Raw genomic sequence first — 19,398 nt, 5'->3', positions numbered from 1 at the left:
GCGCCAATATTGGAGCCTTCCTTACTTATATTCTATTAATCAAGAATAGTAACTTTAACTGTTTGTCTGCCAAAATTGATGGCGTCCTCTTTGGCAGGCATAAAGATATCTATCTTATTTCCTTTGATGGCCCCGCCAGTATCCCCTGCAATTGCTTCTCCATAGCCTTCTACATGGACTTTTGTTCCAAGTGGAATAACATTCGGGTCAACAGAGATTACCTTTTGATTTGGATTTTCCTTAAGGTTAATCCCTGTAGCCGTGATCCCTGAGCAGCCTTCACAATTTGCTGTGTAGGCTGTTGCCTCCATAGTAAGTACTTTTTGAGCTGTTTCTTCTTTTGCAATTTCAGCCGGTTTTTCAGAGACTTCCGATTCAGCTGCAGGCTTGGTTGTTTCAGCAGCTGGTTTAGATTCCGCAGCAGGTTTCGCTGTTTCAGCAGTCGGCTTGGATTCTACAGCCGGTTTAGCTGACTCAGCAGCCGGCTTTGTTTCTTCAACCTGCTGCGCAGGTTTTTCAGCAGGCTGTTTTTGCTCTGCAGCCGGCTGTGCAGGCTTGATTTCAGCTGGCTTGTCATTTAAAACTTTAGGTGCCGCTGTTTTAGCTGGCATAACAGCAGCAGCTTCTACTGCTTTAGCATTCGGATAAAGAGTCAATTCCTCGTTTGGAAAAATGAGATCAGATTTTACGTTGTTCCATTCCTTGATCGCATCTACTGTTACATTATGTTCTCTTGCAATATCCCATAAAGTATCGCCTTTTGATACTATGTATTTCTTTTCCGGATATACTTCTAGTTTGTCTTCTGGATGGATAATGTGAGAAGATAAACCGTTCCATTCTTTGATCATGTCAACTGGTGTATTATATTGCTGGGAGTATCCCCATAAAGTATCTCCCTTTTTAACTGTTACTTCTTCGGCTTGTACATTTGCGCCTGCCGTTCCTGTAATTGCAGCAGCGGCTACAAAAGATAGTATGGATTTTTTCATGTTGTTAAAACCTCCTGTATAGCTTGTTTTGAGCTAACGAGGTTAATAATAACATGGTTTTTTTGCTATAAAAGAACAAAAAGATAATAAAAGCGTTACGGATATAACAGGAATATAACAGGAGTGTATCAAAATATCAGACTATTTAATGAATAATTTTTTTCTTTTACTCCTAATATGGCTTAAACATTGTTATAAAAGGAATTCTATCTTAAATAGAGAAATTCCTAGAATTTAGTATAGATATTCACTAGATAGGAGTGAGTTTACAGTGGAGGTTAAAATTGGAAAACAATTTTTTCGAAAAAAAAGAGCTATTTTAAAAATAGCCCATTGCTAATAACATTTTTTATCAACTTAACAGGATGCCATTTATCAACAACGACCTTAAACTTAGCCTATTAATTAGATTTAATTTTTTTATTGATAGGATCTATTTTTACTGCGCAAGCTTTAAACTCGGCTGTACCGGAAATCGGATCGTATTCATTAATTGTCAGGACATTGGTTGGTACCTCGTGCCAGTGGAAGCTCATAAAGACAAGTCCAGGAACAACTTGTTCAGTTATTTTTACTTTTACCTCCAGTGACCCTCTTCTAGAGGACACATTTACTGTATCTCCATTGTTAATTCCAAGAGCTGCTGCATCGTCAGGGTGAATATCCAAGGTTTCTTCAAGCTGTTTAATTTTTACCCCTTCAGCGTAAAAGCGGGTTTGGGTATGCGTATTATAGGTCTCATATCTTCTGCCTGTTGTTAATGTAAAAGGATAGTCTTTATCCGGCAATTCAATGGGAGGAGTATAGCCTACCGGCACAAAAGGCGCTTTTCTGGAATCAGTTTTGTTGTCATGAAGATGCTGATGCAATACAAGTGTGCCCGGGTGGTTTTCATCTGGGCAAGGATAATGGATGGCATACTCATTCTCCAGCCTGCTGTATGAAATGCCCCCGTACATCTCCTTTGCAAGCCTCCTGACCTCATCCCATATTTCCTCGCTATTTGCATAAGACATAGGGTAACCCATTTTCGTGGAAAGCTCACAAAGGATTTCCCAGTCTTCCTTCACTTTAGGATGGGATTTTACTGCTATTCTCGCTCTTTGGATTCTTCTGTCTGTATTGGTATAGGTTCCATCTGACTCTGCCCATGATTGGCAGGAAGTACAACGTCAGCAAGCTTAGCCGTTTCGGTAAGAAAAATATCCTGGACAACCAGCAAGTCTAATTGATTGAATAAAGTGCGGGTATGGTTTAAATGTACATCTGCCAGTAAAGGATTTTCTCCTATAATATAGAGACCCTTTATTTCACCATTTTCCATCTTTTCAAATGTCCGTGTCTGGGTGCTTCCTACATGAGGATTTATCGAAACTCCCCATTCTTTCTCAAATCTCCTGCGGTATGATTCATCAGCAAGGCTCCTGGAACCTGGGAGCAAATTAGGCAGGCACCCCATGTCTCCTGCACCCTGAACATTATTTTGTCCTCTCAGCGGCATGATGCCATTGCCTCTTTTGCCGATATGTCCGGTTAAAAGAGCCAAATTTGCAATATCGAAAACGTTGTTAACTCCACAATGATGCTCAGTTATTCCTAATGTATAGGCAATCATGCTATTGCCGGCACTTGCATATTCTCTTGCAGTTTCAATGATCTCTTCTGATGTCAGCCCAGTAATTTCAGCAGCTTTCTCCGGCGTATATTGGCTTACCTGCTTTTTTAATAAATCGAAATCGATGGTATTGGCTTTAATAAATTCATCGTCAAATAGCCCTTCTTTAATGATGGTATAGATTAATGAGTTGATGAGTGCTATATCCGATCCGATATTGATTTGCAGATGACGGTGAGCAAATTTCACCATATCAATTTTTCTTGGATCAGCCACAATGATTTTAAGCCCGTTTTTTACAGCCTTTTTCATGCGGTTGGCGATGATGGGGTGTGCTTCAGTTGTATTGGAGCCCATCAGCAGAAGAACCTCTGCTTGATCAAAATCATCTAATGTATTTGTAGGAGAACCACTTCCAAAAACAGTCGCCAGACCGGCGACGGATGGAGCGTGTCATGTTCGGTTGCAGCCGTCGATATTGTTGCTGCCAATAACTGCTCTCATGAATTTTTGGGTGATGTAGTTGGACTCGTTTGTCGAACGTGCGCATGCAAACATGGAAATGGCGTCAGGACCCCAATCGGATTTAATGTTAGTAAGTTTTTTTGCGATTAAAGATAATGCTTCCTCCCATGTCGATTCGACAAGCTGACCTGCCCTGCGGATTAACGGAGTTGTTAACCGGTCATTTGAATGGACATACTTATACGCAAAAGCTCCTTTTACACAAGTTTGTCCTTTGTTTACAGGAGCGTCTTTATCTCCCCTGATTTTAGTTATCTGATTATCTTTTACTTCAACCAAAAGTCCGCATCCAGTACCACAATAACCACATACTGTTTTAATGGGCTTGGCTGTGTCCATAAAATACCCCCCTTTTTCGGCTTTGCCAATACGATCCACATCCATAACCTAAGCCACTAGATTTGGATTGAACTTTTCAGCAATCCGTGAAACGACCTTCTATTTTTATTCTAAATGCAGCTGCCAATAAATAGACCATATAATTAAGAATTTTTAGTGAATTTAAATAAAAAAAGCCAACCCTATTGGATTGGCTAAGCCGATTTTGCCGGTAATATAATATTAAATGTTGTTCCTTTATTTAATTCACTTTCAATATAAACCTTGCCGTTATGGCTTTCAATAATCTTAAAGCTAACCATAAGCCCCAGGCCATTTCCGTTTTTCTTTGTTGTATAAAAAGGTTCACCGATATTTTTTAGTTTCTCTTCAGGAATACCTACTCCTGTATCTTGTATGGCGATTTGAACTTGGTTGTTTATAATACTTGCTCGGACAGTAATATCTCCACCGTCTGGCATTGCTTCGATTCCATTCTTTACAAAATTCAGGAATACCTGTTTCAGACGGTTTTCATCACATTCGATTTGGATGATATCTTTCTCATATTCAAAATGAATTTTCACACTTCTTTTACGTGCTTCAAATTCTACTAATGAAAGAACATTCTTAATAATTGGAATGATATTTTTTTCTTCCAGTTCCACGGCCTTTGGTTTGGCCAATACCATAAAGTCTTCAACAATATTATTAACTCGTTCAATTTCATCCAGAATGATACTTAAAAACTCCTGACGCTCTTTATTTGTTTCATCCAGTTGAAGGAACTCTGTATATCCTTTCATGGATGTCAAAGGATTTCGGATTTCATGGGCAACTCCGGCTGCCAGCTGTCCAACTGCGGCAAGCTTATCCTGACGGTGCAGCACTTCTTCCGTTTTCTTCCGTTCCGTAATATCATTTCTGATAGCAAGGTATTGATAAGGTTTTCCCTTATCATTTAAAAACGGAACGATTGTGGTATGAACCCAGTAATAAGTGCCGTCTTTTGCTTTATTCCTTATTTCGCCTTTCCACACATCACCCTGGCCAATCGTTTTCCATAGGTCCTTAAAAAATTCCCTGGAATGAAGTCCGGAATTTAAGATAGAGTGACTTTGGCCAATCAATTCTTCCCTGCTGTACTTGGAAATCTCGCAGAACTTGTCATTTACATTTGTAATGATTCCTTTTTCATCTGTAAAAGCAATAATGGAAGATTGATCTAGTGCAAATCTTATGTCATTGACTTCCTTTAAAGAGTCTTTAAGATTAGCCTCAGCAGATTTTAAAGCGGAAATATCTGTCCGGATTGAAACATATTGATAAGGTTTATTCTTTTTATTAAGAAACGGAACGATTGTGGTCTCGACCCAGTAATATTTTCCGTCCTTTGCTTTATTCCGAATTTCCCCGCGCCATATTTTCCCCGCACCGATTGTTTTCCAGAGTTCACGGAAAAATTCAGGGGGATGGAAACCGGAGTTTAGGATATTATGATTTTTTCCAAGCAGTTCTGCTTCTTCGTATTTCGAGATTTCAATAAATTTATCATTTACATAAGTGATGATTCCTTTAGGGTCTGTAATGGCTACAATTGATGATTCATCAAGCGCAGCCTGAATATCCTTTAAATGGGTATCGCTTGCTTCAAGACGTTTGCTGATTAATGTACTTGAAGCAATAAGGCCGCTCAGAATAAGGATGGTTGCAAAAAACACCAGGTATATAAGAAAGGTTTCTGGAGCCCCTCCTTCTCGGTCTATCTCTCCATTTGAATAAAAAGAAGACGAGCGTATAAGAAGAAAATATCCTTCCACGATTGCTCCGGTAATGATGAGAGCGCTTAATGGCTTTATCCAAACATGCTTGGAATACGCAAGACTTTTTGAGTAAAAAAGCATCCAAAGTGAAAAGAAAAATGAGATGAATATTAACATAGTCGAAATAAAAAAAACAACAGGATCGAATTGTACATTCATACCCATGGCATACATCCCTGTAACATGGATGGAAAGAACAGCCATTGTTAAAAAGAAGCTTCCTGTCACAAGATAGCTTGTTTTAGGCTGGCGGTCTATTACTGTATTAAAAGCCATCCCTGTAAAGGAAATCCCAAACACGATGGATAATACCGTAAGCGGAATATTATAATTGCCTGATGCGTTAATATTGATTGCGACCATTCCGATAAAATTCATGATCCAAATGCCGATCCCCAGTGAAAAAGTTCCACCCAGAAACAAAAATCTCTGATTACTGTCAGAGGCCTTAATTAAAGTAAACAGGTCCAATGCTGTATAAGAAGCCATAATGGTTAAAATAACGGCTACAAATATTAGAATAGGATTAAAAGATACAACAATTTCAGTCATTACGGGCTATCAGCCTCCTCATCCAAACAGTTTCAAATATGATTGTAATGGAAACCTTAAGGCCATGGAAGAGGTAAAAGGAAAATTAAATAAAGATTGTTAAACTCAGATTATTCGTTCCCTGCCTATTTTGCCCTAATTTAATTTAATCTTACGATATCGTCCTTTCAAAATCAGGTATACTCCATACAGAAAAAGGCCAAAGGCTACCACTCCCAGCAAAATCTGTCCGAACGGCTGGGCTGAAATTTTGGCAAGTGCTCCATCCATTCCGATTGTAGTATCAGGATCAGATGTAATGGCTGTAATTATAACAAAGTACCCAATTATAAACATAACAACTGCCCTGGATGTAAGGCCTATTTTTCCTGCCTTGGCAGCAAGCTCGATTTCTTTTTTACTCATCTTCCATTCTCTGAATTCCTCCTTATACTTTCCACTATATGCATTATACATTTCATAAAATCCATACCCGATAATAATTATGCCTGCAATCCCGGCAAGCCAGTGCCCAAAAGGCTGTTGAAGAAGTTTTGCTGAAAGCGACTTCTCATTGCTGCGGCCACTTGATGCATGAATGGCGATTGTGAACGCCTCGTAGGATAGGCTGGCATAAATTATGCCGCTTACAAGGTAGGATATTTTTAAAGCAATACCCTTTATTCCAAACCCCTTTTTTTCAGGATCGTAAATGATTAAAATAATCCTCCAAAGAACATAGCCTGATAAACTGAAGGCTACGCCCCACAAAAGTGCCTCACCAAATGGCACAGTTGCAACTGACCGCAGTGCACCCCCAGTATCTGTTTTGCTGCCTCCCGCTCCTGCTGCGGCCATCATAGCCAATATCCCTACGATCATATATACAAAGCCTCTAGCCATATAGCCAAGGCGAGCGTACCTTCTTAGCCAAGGTATCGATTCCTTACCCAGCTTATCTCTATGGTCCCGTTTTTTTTGCTGGCTCTCTTGTAATTCCACGGCAAACACCTCACACTGCTCTCTAATTATAGCTTTATATACCCTTTGTCCTATATGGAAAAAACCATAAGCATTTTCCATTTTTATAAATAAATAAAATTTTAAAAAAATTTAGGTAAAAGACTACACAATTGAAAATAAATAGTATATACTGTACTACAACAGAAGATAATAAAATAAACTGTATTATAAAAAGGAGGAATAATCATGATTAAAAGTCCAGTTGAATTTTTCAGAAACCTGCCTAAGAAGGTATGCCCGGAGTGCGGCCAAACAGTCAAGGAACAGGCTGAATCATATTTAATGGAATGTGACCGCTGCCTTTCAAAGAAAATGGAGTAGAACAAAAAACGGAAGGATTTGAGTCCTTCCGTTTTTTTTTATGTCTTAGAGTATGGATTGGTTTTGAGTGCATTAGAGTTTTCCTTTTCGGGATGAGAATCGTCATTATGACCGGTTTGTGACGACTCAAGCTCCTTTCTCTTTGAGGAGAATCGAAATCATGAAGTCTCCAAAGTGCCCAAGTCCCTCACTCTATGAAAATCGTTGTCATGACCGCTTTATGGAAATCTTATTCCTCCTTTGCTAACATTTTATAACAACTTCTGTAATACAACAGGTGGAAGAGAGGACTTTAAAATAGAAAATATTAATTTGGGGAACATTTCTCGTAAAGAAAAATATATAAAATTATGAATTCTTCCTGTATAATTGTCTGATATCTCAGTATTTAGAGAGTCGAAATAGGAGGGGGATTTATATGGTTCAAACGGTTGTTACCAGATTAAAACGTTCAGAGGTACCTAAAGACCTTACCTGGAAAGTAGAGGATTTATTTGCCGCAGAGGAAGATTGGCAAAATGAAATGAAGAGCATTGAAGAGGACCTTGCTATTTTTGAACAGTTTAAAGGCAAACTTCATGAAGGGCCGCAAGTGTTCATGAACTGTCTTTCCGCTCAGGAGAAAGTTTCTGTCCGCCTTGTCCAAGCGGGTACATACGCTATGCTGCGGCAATCAGAAGATGGCACTAACCCTGTTAATCAAGCGAATTCATCCAAACTTGCTTCCCTCAGAGCTAAAGCAGCATCTTCTCTTTCTTTTATTGAATCTGAAATATTGTCCCTGCCAGATGGTACCGTTGAAAATTACATAGCAGAAGAAAGTGAACTCGAGGTTTATAAAAATCAGCTTTCTGACTTGATAAAAACTAAGGAACACAGGCTATCACCGGAAACAGAGGAAGCTATTGCAGCATTAGGTGAGGTTCTTGGAGCTCCATATAATGTTTATCAGGCTGGAAAACTGGCTGACATGCCTTTTTCTTCTTTTAAAGACAGTGAAGGCAATGAGTTTCCAAACTCTTTTGCCCTATACGAGGATCGCTACGAATTTTCACCTGACACAACCATTCGAAGAAATGCCTATTCTTCCTTCACTGATTCATTGGAAAACTATAAGAATACATTTGCTTCCGCTTATTCTGCTGAAGTCAAGAAGCAAGTAACTTTATCAAAATTAAGAAAATACAACTCTGTTACACAGATGCTGTTGGATTCACAGCATGTAACTGAGGAAATGTATCATAATCAGCTTGATATAATCCAAAAAGAATTGGCACCTCATATGCGCAGATTTGCACAGCTGAAGAAAAAGGTTTTAGGATTAGATAAAATGCTGTTTTGTGATTTAAAGGCACCTTTAGACCCAGACTTCAATCCCGAAACAACCTATGAAGATGCATCAAAGATTATATTGGAATCACTTAAAGTGATGGGGTCAGAGTACTCTGAAATCATGAAGAAAGGGTTAACGGAACGCTGGGTGGATCTTGCTGATAATGTCGGGAAATCAACTGGCGCATTCTGTTCGAGCCCATATGGTTCCCACCCATTTATCTTGATTACATGGACAGATACGATGAGGGGAGCTTTTGTCCTGGCGCACGAGCTTGGACATGCGGGACATTTCTATTTGGCGAATAAATATCAGCGCATCATGAATACACGCCCTTCCACCTATTTTGTTGAAGCGCCTTCAACCCTCAATGAATTGCTTTTGGGACAGCATTTAATGGATGGAACCGAAGATAAAAGAATGAAACGCTGGGTGATTCTCCAGCTCCTTGGAACTTACTATCACAATTTTGTTACTCACCTTCTGGAAGGTGAATATCAGCGGAGGATTTATAATCTGGCGGAACACGGTGTGCCGCTGACTGCAAAAACGCTATCAGACCAAAAATATGAGACCCTTAGCTCTTTCTGGGGAAATTCTGTCGAACTGGATGAAAAAGCAGCATTAACATGGATGAGACAGCCACATTATTATATGGGACTGTATCCATACACTTATTCAGCAGGACTAACTGCTTCTACAGCGATGGCACAAAGCATTAAAGAAGAAGGCCAGCCTGCGGTAGATCGCTGGCTGGATGTCCTTAAATCGGGTGGAACTAAAAAACCGCTTGAACTTTTAAGGAAAGCAGGCATTGATATGTCCAAGCCGGATGCAATCCGCAAAGCTGTGAGCTATGTAGGTGCTTTAGTCGTTGAATTAGAAAAAAGCTATGAATAAAAGAAAAACCTCTCCGATTCGGAGGGGTTTTTAGGTTAACATCTTAGGGGACCCAACCATGCACATCAGCTATTTTAAACACATTTTCGAGAGCTGATAACCTGGCAGCTGATGGAGTGTTTGTTCCGTTTAATTAGTTCCTGCTAACTGAACTTTGTTTTGGAAAAACACTTTTTTGAGACTCATTTCTTACTGAAAAACAACATCCTTTAGGAGAGGTTTGGTCAAGTCGTTTTTAACTTTAGAGTAACAGGTTTTTGAGTACAAGAAGGAAATCTTTTGGCAATTTAAGAGAAATCGTTCACTATCTTCCCTGGATAGAGTCTATTCTCTTATAAGGATTCACTTATTAATTCCCAGCCAAAGGCCTTTAGATTAGATGATCCGGTTCTGCGTAAGCTCTATTCCATTAGGAGTATTAGACAGAAGTTTCACATGAAATCTGGTGGAAATAAAGTATGCATCCTTTTTTAATGCTTAGCTTTGCTTAACTTGACTGTTGGTTTTCCGCTAGAGGCGCTCGGCAAACCGCGGGAGTCCTGAAGCCTCATGAAGGTCCGGGTTCTCTTTAACTCGCTTCTCCCGCAGGACATTGAATAGGCTTCCTTGAATTATCATCGCACGAAGGAAATGCAATGAATTTTCGTAGTTCTCGCGCCTTCCGATTGCGTCAGCAGAGTGTCAAATTAATAGTGAGCTTCAAATAGCCTTTGCTTTGATTATCCTGTTAACTAAAGTTATTTACCCCCCTATTTTCAGCATAGTAAAGGATTTTTTAGCTTTCGTTCACTGACAGCCGGAACGAACACTATATGGCTGAGTCTCCTAAGATGTTAAGGAGTTTTTGTATTTCCTTTACATCTTTATTTTACCACCCTCATCCACTTCCATACAGGTTCAGTGGTGTCTGTTTTGTGAACGTTTTCACAGCTTTACTTATAGGGAGCGGAATAATTTATGTGATTCCGGCTGTTGATAAAATAGGGTTGAGAGCCCTTGTCTTTTCAATATAAATAAACCCATGATACCGGCGTGAAATCTGTGTAGGTACGTAGTTCCCATACCGCTCATATTCCGGATTGTATACTACTCCTATAGCCCGGTGGCCGATGAAATTGCTGAAAAGTTCCCGGTTATTATCTGTAAATAACAATATTTTATTTCCATTTCCTGCTTTTTGAAGGGCATCCTCCCAGCTGCCTTCTTGTGCTGGCGGCACTTCCATTACCTGAAGGTCCTCGCCCCATTTTTCCGCTGCCACAACCGTCCCTGAGTGTGTACCAAAGCCTATTGCATAAACCTGATTTTCTCCATATTTTTCACGAAGGATTTGGCCTACATTAACAAGACCCTCTTCTTGCATATCCGTTGCTCTTGCATCGCCAATATGGGTATTGTGCTCCCAGACAATCACCTTAGTTTCTTGGCCGTAATAGTTGGAGATTTCCTCCAAAGCGCTTACCATATGGTGATCTCTAATATTCCAATCATCTGGACCGCCTTTTACCATTGCACGGTAATAGTTTTCAGCATTAACCGTAACAAGACTATTTATCGAAAGGTTTAGGGAGGTTTCTTCTAGGTCCCTTACTGAATCCCATTTGTTTTTAATTTTAAGAAGAAGTTCAGCAACTTCCTTTTCGCAGCCTTCACCATAGAAAGCTGCAGACACGGCATAATTTTCTGGAGTCCGGTGAAACGGCTCAAAGCAAGAAAAAGCATTATTCGCCGCTTCCAACTCAGTTGCCCCGTTTTTTTCGAGGAGTTTAATGATTTCTTCCATCGACTCCCACAAACTGTACACATCAATGCCATAAAAACCGGCCTTTTTACTTTGCTGATCAGTACGATGATTAAAGTCATGAAGCCACTCTATAAGCAGCTTGACTTCCTCGTTTGCCCACATCCAGGTTGGCCATCTGTTAAAATCCCCCAGAGCCTTTTGGGAACTCATTTGTTCGTAACCCTTAACATACCGGTTAACGTTGAAACATGAAGGCCAGTCCCCTTCCACTGCAATACAATTAAAGCCTTTTTGTTCGATGAGCTTTTTGGATAGCTCAGTTCTGATAGTGTAAAATTCAGATGTCCCATGAGAAGCCTCGCCTAATAAAACAAATTTTGCATCACCGATAGCATCGATAACTCGGTCCAGATCAGATGATGCAATGTATGAATAGGCCTCATTCTGAATTGCATTAATCAAATTCATGTTGTTGTCCACTATTTTGGCACCTCTGCTTGATTTTAAAATTTATAAAAATAATATACCCATTAAATCAAGGATTAATATGGTTGCATATTGGTTCAATGGTGAGAGAAAACTTAAAAGACAACGAATTGAATATCAGTGTCCAAAGGAGTTTTGATGATGAATGAAAAAGATGAAAAATATTTAACACAGGCACCAAAAGAGGAAATGGTCACAGTTGATACGGATGGAAGGTTTCCCAATTTAAGAAATACTGTCGGAGACTCAGTTGATGGACATGAACAGCAGGAAACGGCAAATGCAATTATTGGAGCCAAAGAAATTGGTCAGCAAAACGAAAATCTATAAATTTGTCCAATCTATACTGAAGGAGTGAATAAGAATGGAAACAGTCGATCCAAGAAATGTAAAAGCAGGCGATGAGGTTTTTGTCATTTATCATAATCCTCATACTCCCAGCGTAGCAAACGTTCGCCCAGCCGAAATTGTTCCTCATCCTAAGATCCTAACGCAGTAGCCCTCTTTCTTAACGAATCATTCCATTTAATCGAAGAGGACGATGCGCTGTTTACTTCTGAAAAAGATGCGGAACAAGCCTTTCAAGAATTGTACGGAGACTTTTAGTCCCAATAAGAAAGACTGTTATCTGGCTGACAACAGTCTTTTTCATTTATAAGTATTTTATTGAATTTGCGGCAATTCCCTCATTTCAACTGTTGTTTCATCACCGCATAATGGACATTTCAAATCTGCAGAGGCAAAATCTTTTCTCATCCAACCATTGCAGCTATTGCATGAATATACCTCTGTGTCCATGAGCACCACTTCCGGCTTATCATCTTGTCCTTTTTTATTGAAAAAAATAGGAAACGCCCCCTTTTTTTCTTAGTATGGACAAAAAAGTCATTTTTTATAGAAAAACTTTTACATGCGGCAAAATGATCATTCTATCTGCTTGGAGGAAATAATGTGAATAAAATAATTCAGAAGAAGAATCTAACTATTACCGGGACAGATATTGATGAAGTAAAAAGGCTTAATAGCCAATCGGGGCTTTCTTATAATGAAGTAAAGAGATTGCTCGCGGAAAATTTAAATAACAAACTTAAATAATCTAAAGCGGGTTACTTATTCCTTAGTTTAAGTAACCCGTTTTAATGGCCAAAAAAAGGCATATTTTTGCGGGGAATAATGTACAATTGGTTGCCCTTGAAAGTATTCACGTGGCAAAAAAGATGCCATTGAATTATGCTGAATATGACAAGATGCCTCATGGAGCTGCCACTTCGTATGGTGGATATCGCCACGAAAGACCTTGTTCCCTTTTGTAACCCATAAGCAATAACGTTCTGTCAGCCATTCATCAAGTGAACCTGGTTCCGAATTATAGGGGTTAGATGAAGCTTTATAGGAGGCAAAAAAATGATTTCTATCAGTATTCCCGCTTTTTCGCCTGCTTTCATAACTCACCATTCCTTCTGCATTTGTAACATTCATTTCCGCATTCATATAAGGAAGAAAATACAGCATTCTGGCTCCGGTTACGGCTAAAGGATTGTTTGCATCCAGACTGAAAAAGTAAACCCCTTTTCTTCCCTCGTATTCTACATAAGTTCTTACATTCAGTTCATTCATTGAATTCATAAAAGGCATTGGCGGCAAACCGCGCACCCGCATTTTACTGATCCAAAATGGCACAATTCCAATCCAGGCTGTTCTGTTAAACGTGTCTAATTTCAACTGGGAAGGGATATGCTTTTCCATCACCTCTGTTGGCACTGGCCAATGTAAAAATAGGACATCATTCCATATCTGTTCCATTATCCATGGTGAATTTGGCATTGGAAAGGGTCTGTGGCCTGTTATCTTGATTTCTTTCTTCATTATTGGTTCCGCCCTTCAGCATGTTTACTAACGATTATTCCTCAAAATGACTTTTGTAAACTTAAAGTGGCCTTAAGGCAATTGATCTGGCATTTTAATAATGTTCTAACTTGACCTTTGCCATTATATTTATGAATAGAGGTGATCGGCTATTGAGAAACGAATTTGTCATTCCCTATTTAAAAACATTAAGTCTTGATCCGGAAAACCAGGAGTCTCCCATTCAATTTCTGGACCGATGGAAAACGCCAAGGGACTATTTCTATTTACGAAACCACTTTCCCTATCCACAGTTAACTCCTCAGCCGTTCTTTTTGACCATTCAAGGAAATGTAAAAAAACCAGTAAAAATAACAATGAATGATCTTCACCGTCTCCCTTCCAAAACAATCATGTTACCATTGGAATGCGCTGGCAATAATCGGGCAAAATTTAAGCCGAAGGTATATGGAGAGCAATGGGAAGAAGGCGCTGTCAGCCAGGCTAGATGGAAAGGTGTCTCTCTAAGGGAACTTTTAAATCAGGCAGGACTTATGGAAGGAAGTAAAGAAGCCGTGTTTGTGGGTATGGATTTTGGCGAACGAAAAGACTTGGAAGAGTCTTTTTACTATGGGAGAAGCCTTCCCATTGAGAAAGCACTTCACGAAGATACCATTGTAGCCTATGAATATAATGGAAAACCAATACCTTACAAGCATGGATTTCCTTACCGGTTAATTGTGCCACAATGGTATGCTATGGCTTCGGTTAAATGGCTGCAGAATATTTTTATTATTAAGCATGAGTTTAATGGCCCCTTTCAAACAAAAGATTATGTTTATTATCCATATAAAGACACAGACAAGGATAAAGAACCTGTAACAACCATTAATGTCAACAGTACAATCCAACAGCCAATGAACCATTCCATAATTGAAGATGGAACTCAACTGATAAAAGGAATTGCCTGGACCGGTACAGGGATTATAAAAGAAGTGGAAATAAGTTTTGATTATGGCATTAGCTGGAGAAAAGCATCCCTTAAGCGGAAGGAAAACGAGAAATACGCCTGGGTAAAATGGCAGTTTGAATGGCAGGCTGTTAAGGGGGAACATACCATTCTGGTTCGGGCTCAGGATACGGAAGGCCATGTTCAGCCTCTAAGGCCTTTTTGGAATAGAAAAGGATATGGGTATAATGCTGTTCAGAAATCAAATTTCAAAGTCGAGTAATTATTTTTTTAAAAAATTTTTATGGCTTTTCCTTTTTTACCGAATTATGAGCATAAGAACTATTCAGGAGGGTTAACATCCTCGAAGTTGAGTCTATTTAGAATACATTCATGGAAGAAACAAATCTGATTTGTATCTATCGATTGATCAGCGTGAATTCAACTCATAATGGAATTATTGTAAAGGCAAAAAAAGAAAGAGAAGTCGCTTCTCTTTCTTTTTTTATTAATTCGATTTGTTAAATATTGATTACAACTAAGAAGGTCAGCGGAACCTCGTGCATTCCGGATCCTGCAGAGGCTAAATCAGCATCCCTGAATCAAACCCACATTGGAAGTGCGAAGGCAATTTTGGGGATCTCGTGCGGCTTTCGCTCTAATCAATAATGGTAAGCAATTAATTTAGTTCATCTGACCTCTTGCCTGCTTCAGGTTCCCCAGGTGTCTGGTTGCCTGTTGTGGCCTGGTACCCCACTCGATAGGAAGAAGTCTTTTTTTGCTGCAGCGCTTTTGGCATTTTATATTGGTTCATGTCATCTTGTGCTTCTTTTGGCGTCACTTATGAACCCTCTTTTCCTATTATCTTATTCATCGTAGCCCTTGCGGGGAATGGAAATATCCACTCCGACAACATCTTCGATTACTGCATCCGCCTGGCCTTCCATGTATGCGTCGCTTACTTGTTCATGTGTAGTTGCCAATCCTGATGAAAGCTGATCGCTGCGTTTATAATCTTCTGTTTCATAATATCTTCCTGCAATGTTTGCACTGTCCTTGTTGTCCTTCTTATCCATGTAAGAAACCCTCCTTTCAAAATAAGAACTATCCTTATTTTGGACATAATGCCGATTACCATACTGAGCATTTTAACTCTGTGTGCAGGTAAATAAAAAATCTGCCCAATATCTGGACAGATTTTCTTCCCGCATTTCTATTTAAATGCGGCTCTTAACCTTTTAGTCTTCAGGAGTAAATATTAGTAACTCCAGTAAGAGGCACCAACGATAATTAAAAGAATAAACAGGACAACGATTAATGCAAAACCGCCGCCGTAACCTGCACCTGCGCTCATCATAACACCTCCTGACATCTAGTTTCAGTCTATGAAATAGATGCTTGTCCCGAATGGGCATTTATAAGCGCCTAGGATATTTTTTATACTTTTTAAACCTCCCTGTTGATTTCCGCTACAGGAACTCAGCGAACTGCGGGCGGTCCGGTCCAATCAAATATCAACAATGAGCTTTAACAGAGCCAAAAAATTAATAAAAAAATGTCGGAAGTATCAGCCTCAGGCATTTTTTTTAGCATTGTAAAGATTATTGAACTGCTGCCCTTGCTGTGTCTTTGGCCTTCTCTTCATGAAGGAGCCAGAAATTTAACAGTACACCAATAAGAGCAAGCAGACTGAAAAATAAATAGACGGCATAAATACTGAATTCTTCATAAATAATGCCTCCTAGAAAGGTGCAGAACCAGTTTCCCAGGCCATTGCCAATTGCTGAATAGAGAGTAATGGCTGTGGCCGTGATATGAATGGGAGCGATATCACGAATGTATTGAAGACCGGCCGGAATAAACAGTCCAATCGAAAAACCCTGGATGACTGCGGTTCCATATATAATAGCCAGGTTTGGTTCCATGAAATAAATCAGCCAGCGGATTAGCGACACAATTCCTGCAATTGCGGCCACTTGTAGAAGGCCTAACCTATAAATCCAGCTTCCTGCAGCCCTCATGAACGGAATTTCCGATAATACAGCAATTAAGAATGCAATCCCGATCCCCGTATAGGTACCACCGCTATCTTCGATAAATAAACCAAAGTAAGTATTGTTAGCCAAGTTCGGTCCAAAAATGAGAAATGTAATTCCCAGGAACAGGATGAATTTCTTATATGTTAGAATTTCTTTTATACCCCCTATGACGTTTCGGTTAGGCTTGCTCTTTGCTGCAGGCATTTTAATGGCCAGCAAAGCTGCTAAAGCAAGTGATAGAAAAAAAGATAAAAATATGACTTTAGGTGTGATCTCCGAGAGTCTGCCCATTATAAACACTGCTACGCCAAAACCTAGAGATCCAAATAATCTTACCTTTCCGTAATCATAATTCACCTTGCTCGTATATTGAATGGAAATACTATCAGAGACAGGTATGATAGCACTTTGAAATATAGCTACACATACTGCAATAATCAAAAGCCAAATGTAGCCGCTATTAGCCAGGAATCCTAATCCTAAAAGGCCAGCAACAAAAGTTGTAGCGGCTAAAATTTTTATTGGAGAATTTGTTTTATCAGATATTAGTCCCCATAAAGGCTGGAAAAAAATCATGATGATGGGGCTTATAGACATGATGACGCCTATTTGATAACCATTCAGCTTTTCAACCTCACTTAAATATACGCTTAATAATGGAAACAGGCTGCCTATTCCAAAAAAAGTGAGAAGATAAAAACCCTGCATTGTTAAAATATTTCTATTAACATCTTTGCTCTTTTCCATACGTGCTCCTCCGCTGCTTTCTATGTAGATTTCCTTTAAACGAAAGGAAAACAATTATCATTTTACCACTTTTTGATAGTATTGGGTTTGATTCCTCCTCTTTTAATTTATGGCTGTTTTCGCAAATTTTGTTGCTTTTTAAACAAGTAGTGAGGAGAGGTTGATTTCGGCTCCAGGATGCTCAGCGCCTGTAGGGTCTCACCTGTCCCACTTCTCCCGCAGGACTTTGAATAAGCATCCTCGATTCCTCACCGCACCATGGAAATGCAAATGCATTTTCGCGGGATTAGCACCTTACGTTCCAATCAACCAGCCTTATTTATCAATGTTTCTTTTCACAAATCTTTTTAAAAACAACAATCTTTTAGAAAACAGCCTAATTTATAGAAGTAATGTTTACTAATAAAGGATTTTTCAATACCTTAATGCATCAAAAATATGATGACTAAAAATCAAATCTAATTTGGCATAAAAAAACTCTTTACTGTAAACGTATTCATGTTAAAATGAACATGTAAACAAGTTAGATGTCTGACGTCTACTCACCTACCTCTCTATCAAGAGGTCTAAAGTTTTGACGTTTCATAAAAACGTTTTCATGGAGTTTAAATTCAACAAAAGAGGTGTCCAACATGAGTTTTATCTGGGGTTTATTGGGGATTGCCACTGTACTGGGTATTGCCCTTCTTCTCTCATCTAATCGAAAGGCAATCAATTTAAGAACAATACTTGGCGGGCTGGCTATCCAATTTGGTTTCGCATTTGCAGTTCTTAAATGGGAACTGGGAAAAAAAGCTTTAGAAAAGCTAACTTTAGGAGTAAATAATATTGTCAGTTACGCAAATGAAGGAATTAACTTCTTATTTGGAGGATTATTTCAGGAAGGTTCAGGTGTAGGTTTCGTTTTTGCGTTCCAAGTACTGACAACTGTTATCTTCTTCTCTTCACTAATTTCCGTTCTGTATTACACTGGGATCATGCAAGTAATTATCAAAGTGATTGGCGGAGGACTTTCCAAACTTCTAGGAACAAGTAAAGCAGAATCAATGTCTGCAGCAGCCAATATTTTTGTCGGGCAAACTGAAGCACCGTTAATTGTCCGCCCTTTCTTAAATAAAATGACTAGATCTGAACTTTTTGCAGTAATGACTGGCGGTCTTGCGTCAGTGGCAGGTTCTGTTTTAATAGGATATTCTTTGCTTGGCGTACCGCTTGAATACTTGCTGGCTGCCAGCTTCATGGCTGCACCCGCGGGTCTGGTACTGGCTAAAATTATGATACCTGAAACAGAAGTCTCTGAAACGACTGACGACATTACCATCGAAAAAGATACTGAATCTGTTAATGTAGTAGACGCAGCTGCACGCGGTGCTAGTGTTGGTCTGCAGCTTGCTTTAAATATTGGGGCAATGCTTCTTGCTTTTATCGCTTTAGTTGCTCTTATTAATGGAATCATTGGCTTTGCAGGCGGCATCTTCGGATTTGAAAACCTGACCCTAGAAACGATTCTGGGATTTGTGTTCGCTCCTCTCGCTTTTGCAGTTGGAGTTCCTTGGGCAGAAGCTGTACAGGCAGGCGGATATATCGGCCAAAAGCTTGTCTTGAATGAATTTGTTGCTTATTCATCATTTGCTCCGGAAATCGGCAGCCTGTCTCCTAAGACAGTTGCCGTAGTTAGTTTTGCACTTTGCGGTTTTGCCAACATTTCCTCAATGGCCATTCTTCTTGGCGGACTTGGAAATTTGGCCCCAATCGCAGAAGTGATATTGCGAAGCTTGGCGTTCGCGCTGTAATCGCTGGTGCGTTGGCATCGCTTTTAAGTGCTGCTATTGCAGGGATGTTACTTTAATAGATAAAGAGGGTGTCCAAAAGTTTAGCTTTTGGGCACCCTCTTTTCAAGACTATAGCTCTATAACATTGGCCTGGCCTGTTGATTTCCGCTCTAGGGACTCAGCGAACGCTGGCGGTCCGGTAGCCTCCTCAGTGCATTCGCTCCAGATGCATACCGAAACTGGTATGCTTTTTTCCTTGTAACTATTTTTCTGTTCTAAGGCTTATTCAGAAAAATGTCGAATATTATCTGAAAATTATTTTAATTCAGAGTTGATTTTATAGTTTTAATAGTGTTAACATACCTATGTAAGCGTTACCATAGTTGTTCTTCTATAAGTTTTAGCACCGAGAAATACATAGACTACTATTTTAAG

16 protein-coding genes and 3 pseudogenes are annotated in these 19,398 nt (G+C 39.4%); 7 read left to right on the top strand and 12 right to left on the bottom strand.

Features of this window, described 5'->3' with window-relative positions; translation table 11 throughout:
- Positions 1-35 precede the first annotated feature (35 nt).
- From AC3ZVC_RS18000 to AC3ZVC_RS17980, 5 genes and pseudogenes are all read right to left on the bottom strand, one after another.
- Entirely contained in the window at positions 36-992 is a 957-nt protein-coding gene (locus AC3ZVC_RS18000; protein WP_490064570.1) for a LysM peptidoglycan-binding domain-containing protein, read from the bottom strand.
- Between the two features lie 401 nt (positions 993-1,393).
- Positions 1,394-2,008, bottom strand: coding sequence for a molybdopterin oxidoreductase family protein (locus AC3ZVC_RS17995; RefSeq protein ID WP_490068958.1), 615 nt, complete (start codon positions 2,006-2,008; stop codon positions 1,394-1,396).
- A gap of 75 nt (positions 2,009-2,083) precedes the next feature.
- A pseudogene (locus tag AC3ZVC_RS17990) lies at positions 2,084-3,471 on the bottom strand (molybdopterin oxidoreductase family protein); the annotation flags it as partial.
- A 194-nt stretch (positions 3,472-3,665) separates the two neighbouring features.
- Positions 3,666-5,825: a PAS domain-containing protein gene (locus AC3ZVC_RS17985; protein WP_490064569.1), complete on the bottom strand. Its 2,160-nt coding sequence runs from the start codon at positions 5,823-5,825 to the stop codon at positions 3,666-3,668.
- Positions 5,826-5,960: 135 nt separating this feature from the next.
- On the bottom strand, positions 5,961-6,806 hold the full coding sequence (locus AC3ZVC_RS17980) for a DUF1206 domain-containing protein (protein WP_490064568.1): 846 nt from the start codon (positions 6,804-6,806) through the stop codon (positions 5,961-5,963).
- Positions 6,807-7,013: 207 nt separating this feature from the next.
- Here AC3ZVC_RS17980 and yhfH point away from each other — a divergent pair, with 207 nt between their 5' ends.
- Positions 7,014-7,148: a protein YhfH gene (gene yhfH, locus AC3ZVC_RS17975; RefSeq protein WP_110066586.1), complete on the top strand. Its 135-nt coding sequence runs from the start codon at positions 7,014-7,016 to the stop codon at positions 7,146-7,148.
- A gap of 418 nt (positions 7,149-7,566) precedes the next feature.
- On the top strand, positions 7,567-9,381 hold the full coding sequence (gene pepF, locus AC3ZVC_RS17970; protein ID WP_490064567.1) for an oligoendopeptidase F: 1,815 nt from the start codon (positions 7,567-7,569) through the stop codon (positions 9,379-9,381).
- 955 nt (positions 9,382-10,336) lie between these two features.
- Here pepF and AC3ZVC_RS17965 read toward each other — a convergent pair.
- Entirely contained in the window at positions 10,337-11,593 is a 1,257-nt protein-coding gene (locus tag AC3ZVC_RS17965) for an erythromycin esterase family protein (RefSeq protein WP_490068957.1), read from the bottom strand.
- Between the two features lie 159 nt (positions 11,594-11,752).
- Between AC3ZVC_RS17965 and AC3ZVC_RS17960 the strand changes: the two genes are divergently transcribed.
- Together AC3ZVC_RS17960 and AC3ZVC_RS17955 are read left to right on the top strand one after the other, a co-directional pair.
- Positions 11,753-11,941, top strand: coding sequence for a hypothetical protein (locus tag AC3ZVC_RS17960; RefSeq protein ID WP_490068956.1), 189 nt, complete (start codon positions 11,753-11,755; stop codon positions 11,939-11,941).
- A 34-nt stretch (positions 11,942-11,975) separates the two neighbouring features.
- Positions 11,976-12,217, top strand: a pseudogene (locus tag AC3ZVC_RS17955) (transcriptional regulator SplA domain-containing protein).
- Between the two features lie 57 nt (positions 12,218-12,274).
- Here the strand turns inward: AC3ZVC_RS17955 and AC3ZVC_RS17950 are convergent.
- Positions 12,275-12,457 (bottom strand): cold-inducible protein YdjO-related protein, encoded by a 183-nt coding sequence (locus AC3ZVC_RS17950; RefSeq protein WP_214726794.1) that lies wholly within the window; start codon positions 12,455-12,457, stop codon positions 12,275-12,277.
- A 105-nt stretch (positions 12,458-12,562) separates the two neighbouring features.
- Between AC3ZVC_RS17950 and AC3ZVC_RS17945 the strand changes: the two genes are divergently transcribed.
- Positions 12,563-12,706 (top strand): hypothetical protein, encoded by a 144-nt coding sequence (locus AC3ZVC_RS17945; protein WP_490069009.1) that lies wholly within the window; start codon positions 12,563-12,565, stop codon positions 12,704-12,706.
- Between the two features lie 27 nt (positions 12,707-12,733).
- On the opposite strand, the gene AC3ZVC_RS17940 is transcribed toward AC3ZVC_RS17945, so the two are convergent.
- Positions 12,734-13,477 (bottom strand): YqjF family protein, encoded by a 744-nt coding sequence (locus tag AC3ZVC_RS17940; protein WP_490064566.1) that lies wholly within the window; start codon positions 13,475-13,477, stop codon positions 12,734-12,736.
- Positions 13,478-13,608: 131 nt separating this feature from the next.
- Between AC3ZVC_RS17940 and AC3ZVC_RS17935 the strand changes: the two genes are divergently transcribed.
- Positions 13,609-14,688, top strand: a complete 1,080-nt coding sequence (locus tag AC3ZVC_RS17935; protein ID WP_490064565.1) for a sulfite oxidase — start codon at positions 13,609-13,611, stop codon at positions 14,686-14,688.
- 396 nt (positions 14,689-15,084) lie between these two features.
- Here the strand turns inward: AC3ZVC_RS17935 and AC3ZVC_RS17930 are convergent, their stop codons facing one another.
- The 4 genes from AC3ZVC_RS17930 to AC3ZVC_RS17915 form a co-directional block, all read right to left on the bottom strand.
- Positions 15,085-15,246 carry a hypothetical protein gene (locus tag AC3ZVC_RS17930; protein WP_490064564.1) on the bottom strand — a complete coding sequence of 54 codons (162 nt, stop codon included), beginning with the start codon at positions 15,244-15,246 and terminating at the stop codon, positions 15,085-15,087.
- A 25-nt stretch (positions 15,247-15,271) separates the two neighbouring features.
- Entirely contained in the window at positions 15,272-15,481 is a 210-nt protein-coding gene (locus tag AC3ZVC_RS17925) for a YozQ family protein (protein ID WP_490064563.1), read from the bottom strand.
- A gap of 182 nt (positions 15,482-15,663) precedes the next feature.
- On the bottom strand, positions 15,664-15,759 hold the full coding sequence (locus AC3ZVC_RS17920) for a YjcZ family sporulation protein (RefSeq protein ID WP_214988018.1): 96 nt from the start codon (positions 15,757-15,759) through the stop codon (positions 15,664-15,666).
- 247 nt (positions 15,760-16,006) lie between these two features.
- Positions 16,007-17,191 (bottom strand): MFS transporter, encoded by a 1,185-nt coding sequence (locus tag AC3ZVC_RS17915; protein WP_490064562.1) that lies wholly within the window; start codon positions 17,189-17,191, stop codon positions 16,007-16,009.
- A 632-nt stretch (positions 17,192-17,823) separates the two neighbouring features.
- Between AC3ZVC_RS17915 and AC3ZVC_RS17910 the strand changes: the two are divergent.
- A pseudogene (locus AC3ZVC_RS17910) lies at positions 17,824-19,040 on the top strand (NupC/NupG family nucleoside CNT transporter).
- Positions 19,041-19,398: the final 358 nt, after the last annotated feature.

The organism is Cytobacillus sp. C11.1 (assembly GCF_058145115.1).
Note: the sequence above shows the minus strand (reverse complement) of the source record. Positions and strands in the feature narration are given on the sequence as shown.

Bases quoted from the DNA above. Each gene is read 5' to 3' on its own strand.
- AC3ZVC_RS17935 (WP_490064565.1), top strand. From the start codon at position 13,609: ATGAATAGAGGTGATCGGCTATTGAGAAACGAATTTGTCATTCCCTAT.
- yhfH (WP_110066586.1), top strand. From the start codon at position 7,014: ATGATTAAAAGTCCAGTTGAATTTTTCAGAAACCTGCCTAAGAAGGTA.
- AC3ZVC_RS18000 (WP_490064570.1), bottom strand. From the start codon at position 992: ATGAAAAAATCCATACTATCTTTTGTAGCCGCTGCTGCAATTACAGGA.
- AC3ZVC_RS17925 (WP_490064563.1), bottom strand. From the start codon at position 15,481: ATGGATAAGAAGGACAACAAGGACAGTGCAAACATTGCAGGAAGATAT.
- AC3ZVC_RS17915 (WP_490064562.1), bottom strand. From the start codon at position 17,191: ATGGAAAAGAGCAAAGATGTTAATAGAAATATTTTAACAATGCAGGGT.
- AC3ZVC_RS17995 (WP_490068958.1), bottom strand. From the start codon at position 2,008: ATGTCTTATGCAAATAGCGAGGAAATATGGGATGAGGTCAGGAGGCTT.
- pepF (WP_490064567.1), top strand. From the start codon at position 7,567: ATGGTTCAAACGGTTGTTACCAGATTAAAACGTTCAGAGGTACCTAAA.
- AC3ZVC_RS17960 (WP_490068956.1), top strand. From the start codon at position 11,753: ATGAATGAAAAAGATGAAAAATATTTAACACAGGCACCAAAAGAGGAA.
- AC3ZVC_RS17940 (WP_490064566.1), bottom strand. From the start codon at position 13,477: ATGAAGAAAGAAATCAAGATAACAGGCCACAGACCCTTTCCAATGCCA.
- AC3ZVC_RS17965 (WP_490068957.1), bottom strand. From the start codon at position 11,593: ATGAATTTGATTAATGCAATTCAGAATGAGGCCTATTCATACATTGCA.
- AC3ZVC_RS17985 (WP_490064569.1), bottom strand. From the start codon at position 5,825: ATGACTGAAATTGTTGTATCTTTTAATCCTATTCTAATATTTGTAGCC.
- AC3ZVC_RS17920 (WP_214988018.1), bottom strand. From the start codon at position 15,759: ATGAGCGCAGGTGCAGGTTACGGCGGCGGTTTTGCATTAATCGTTGTC.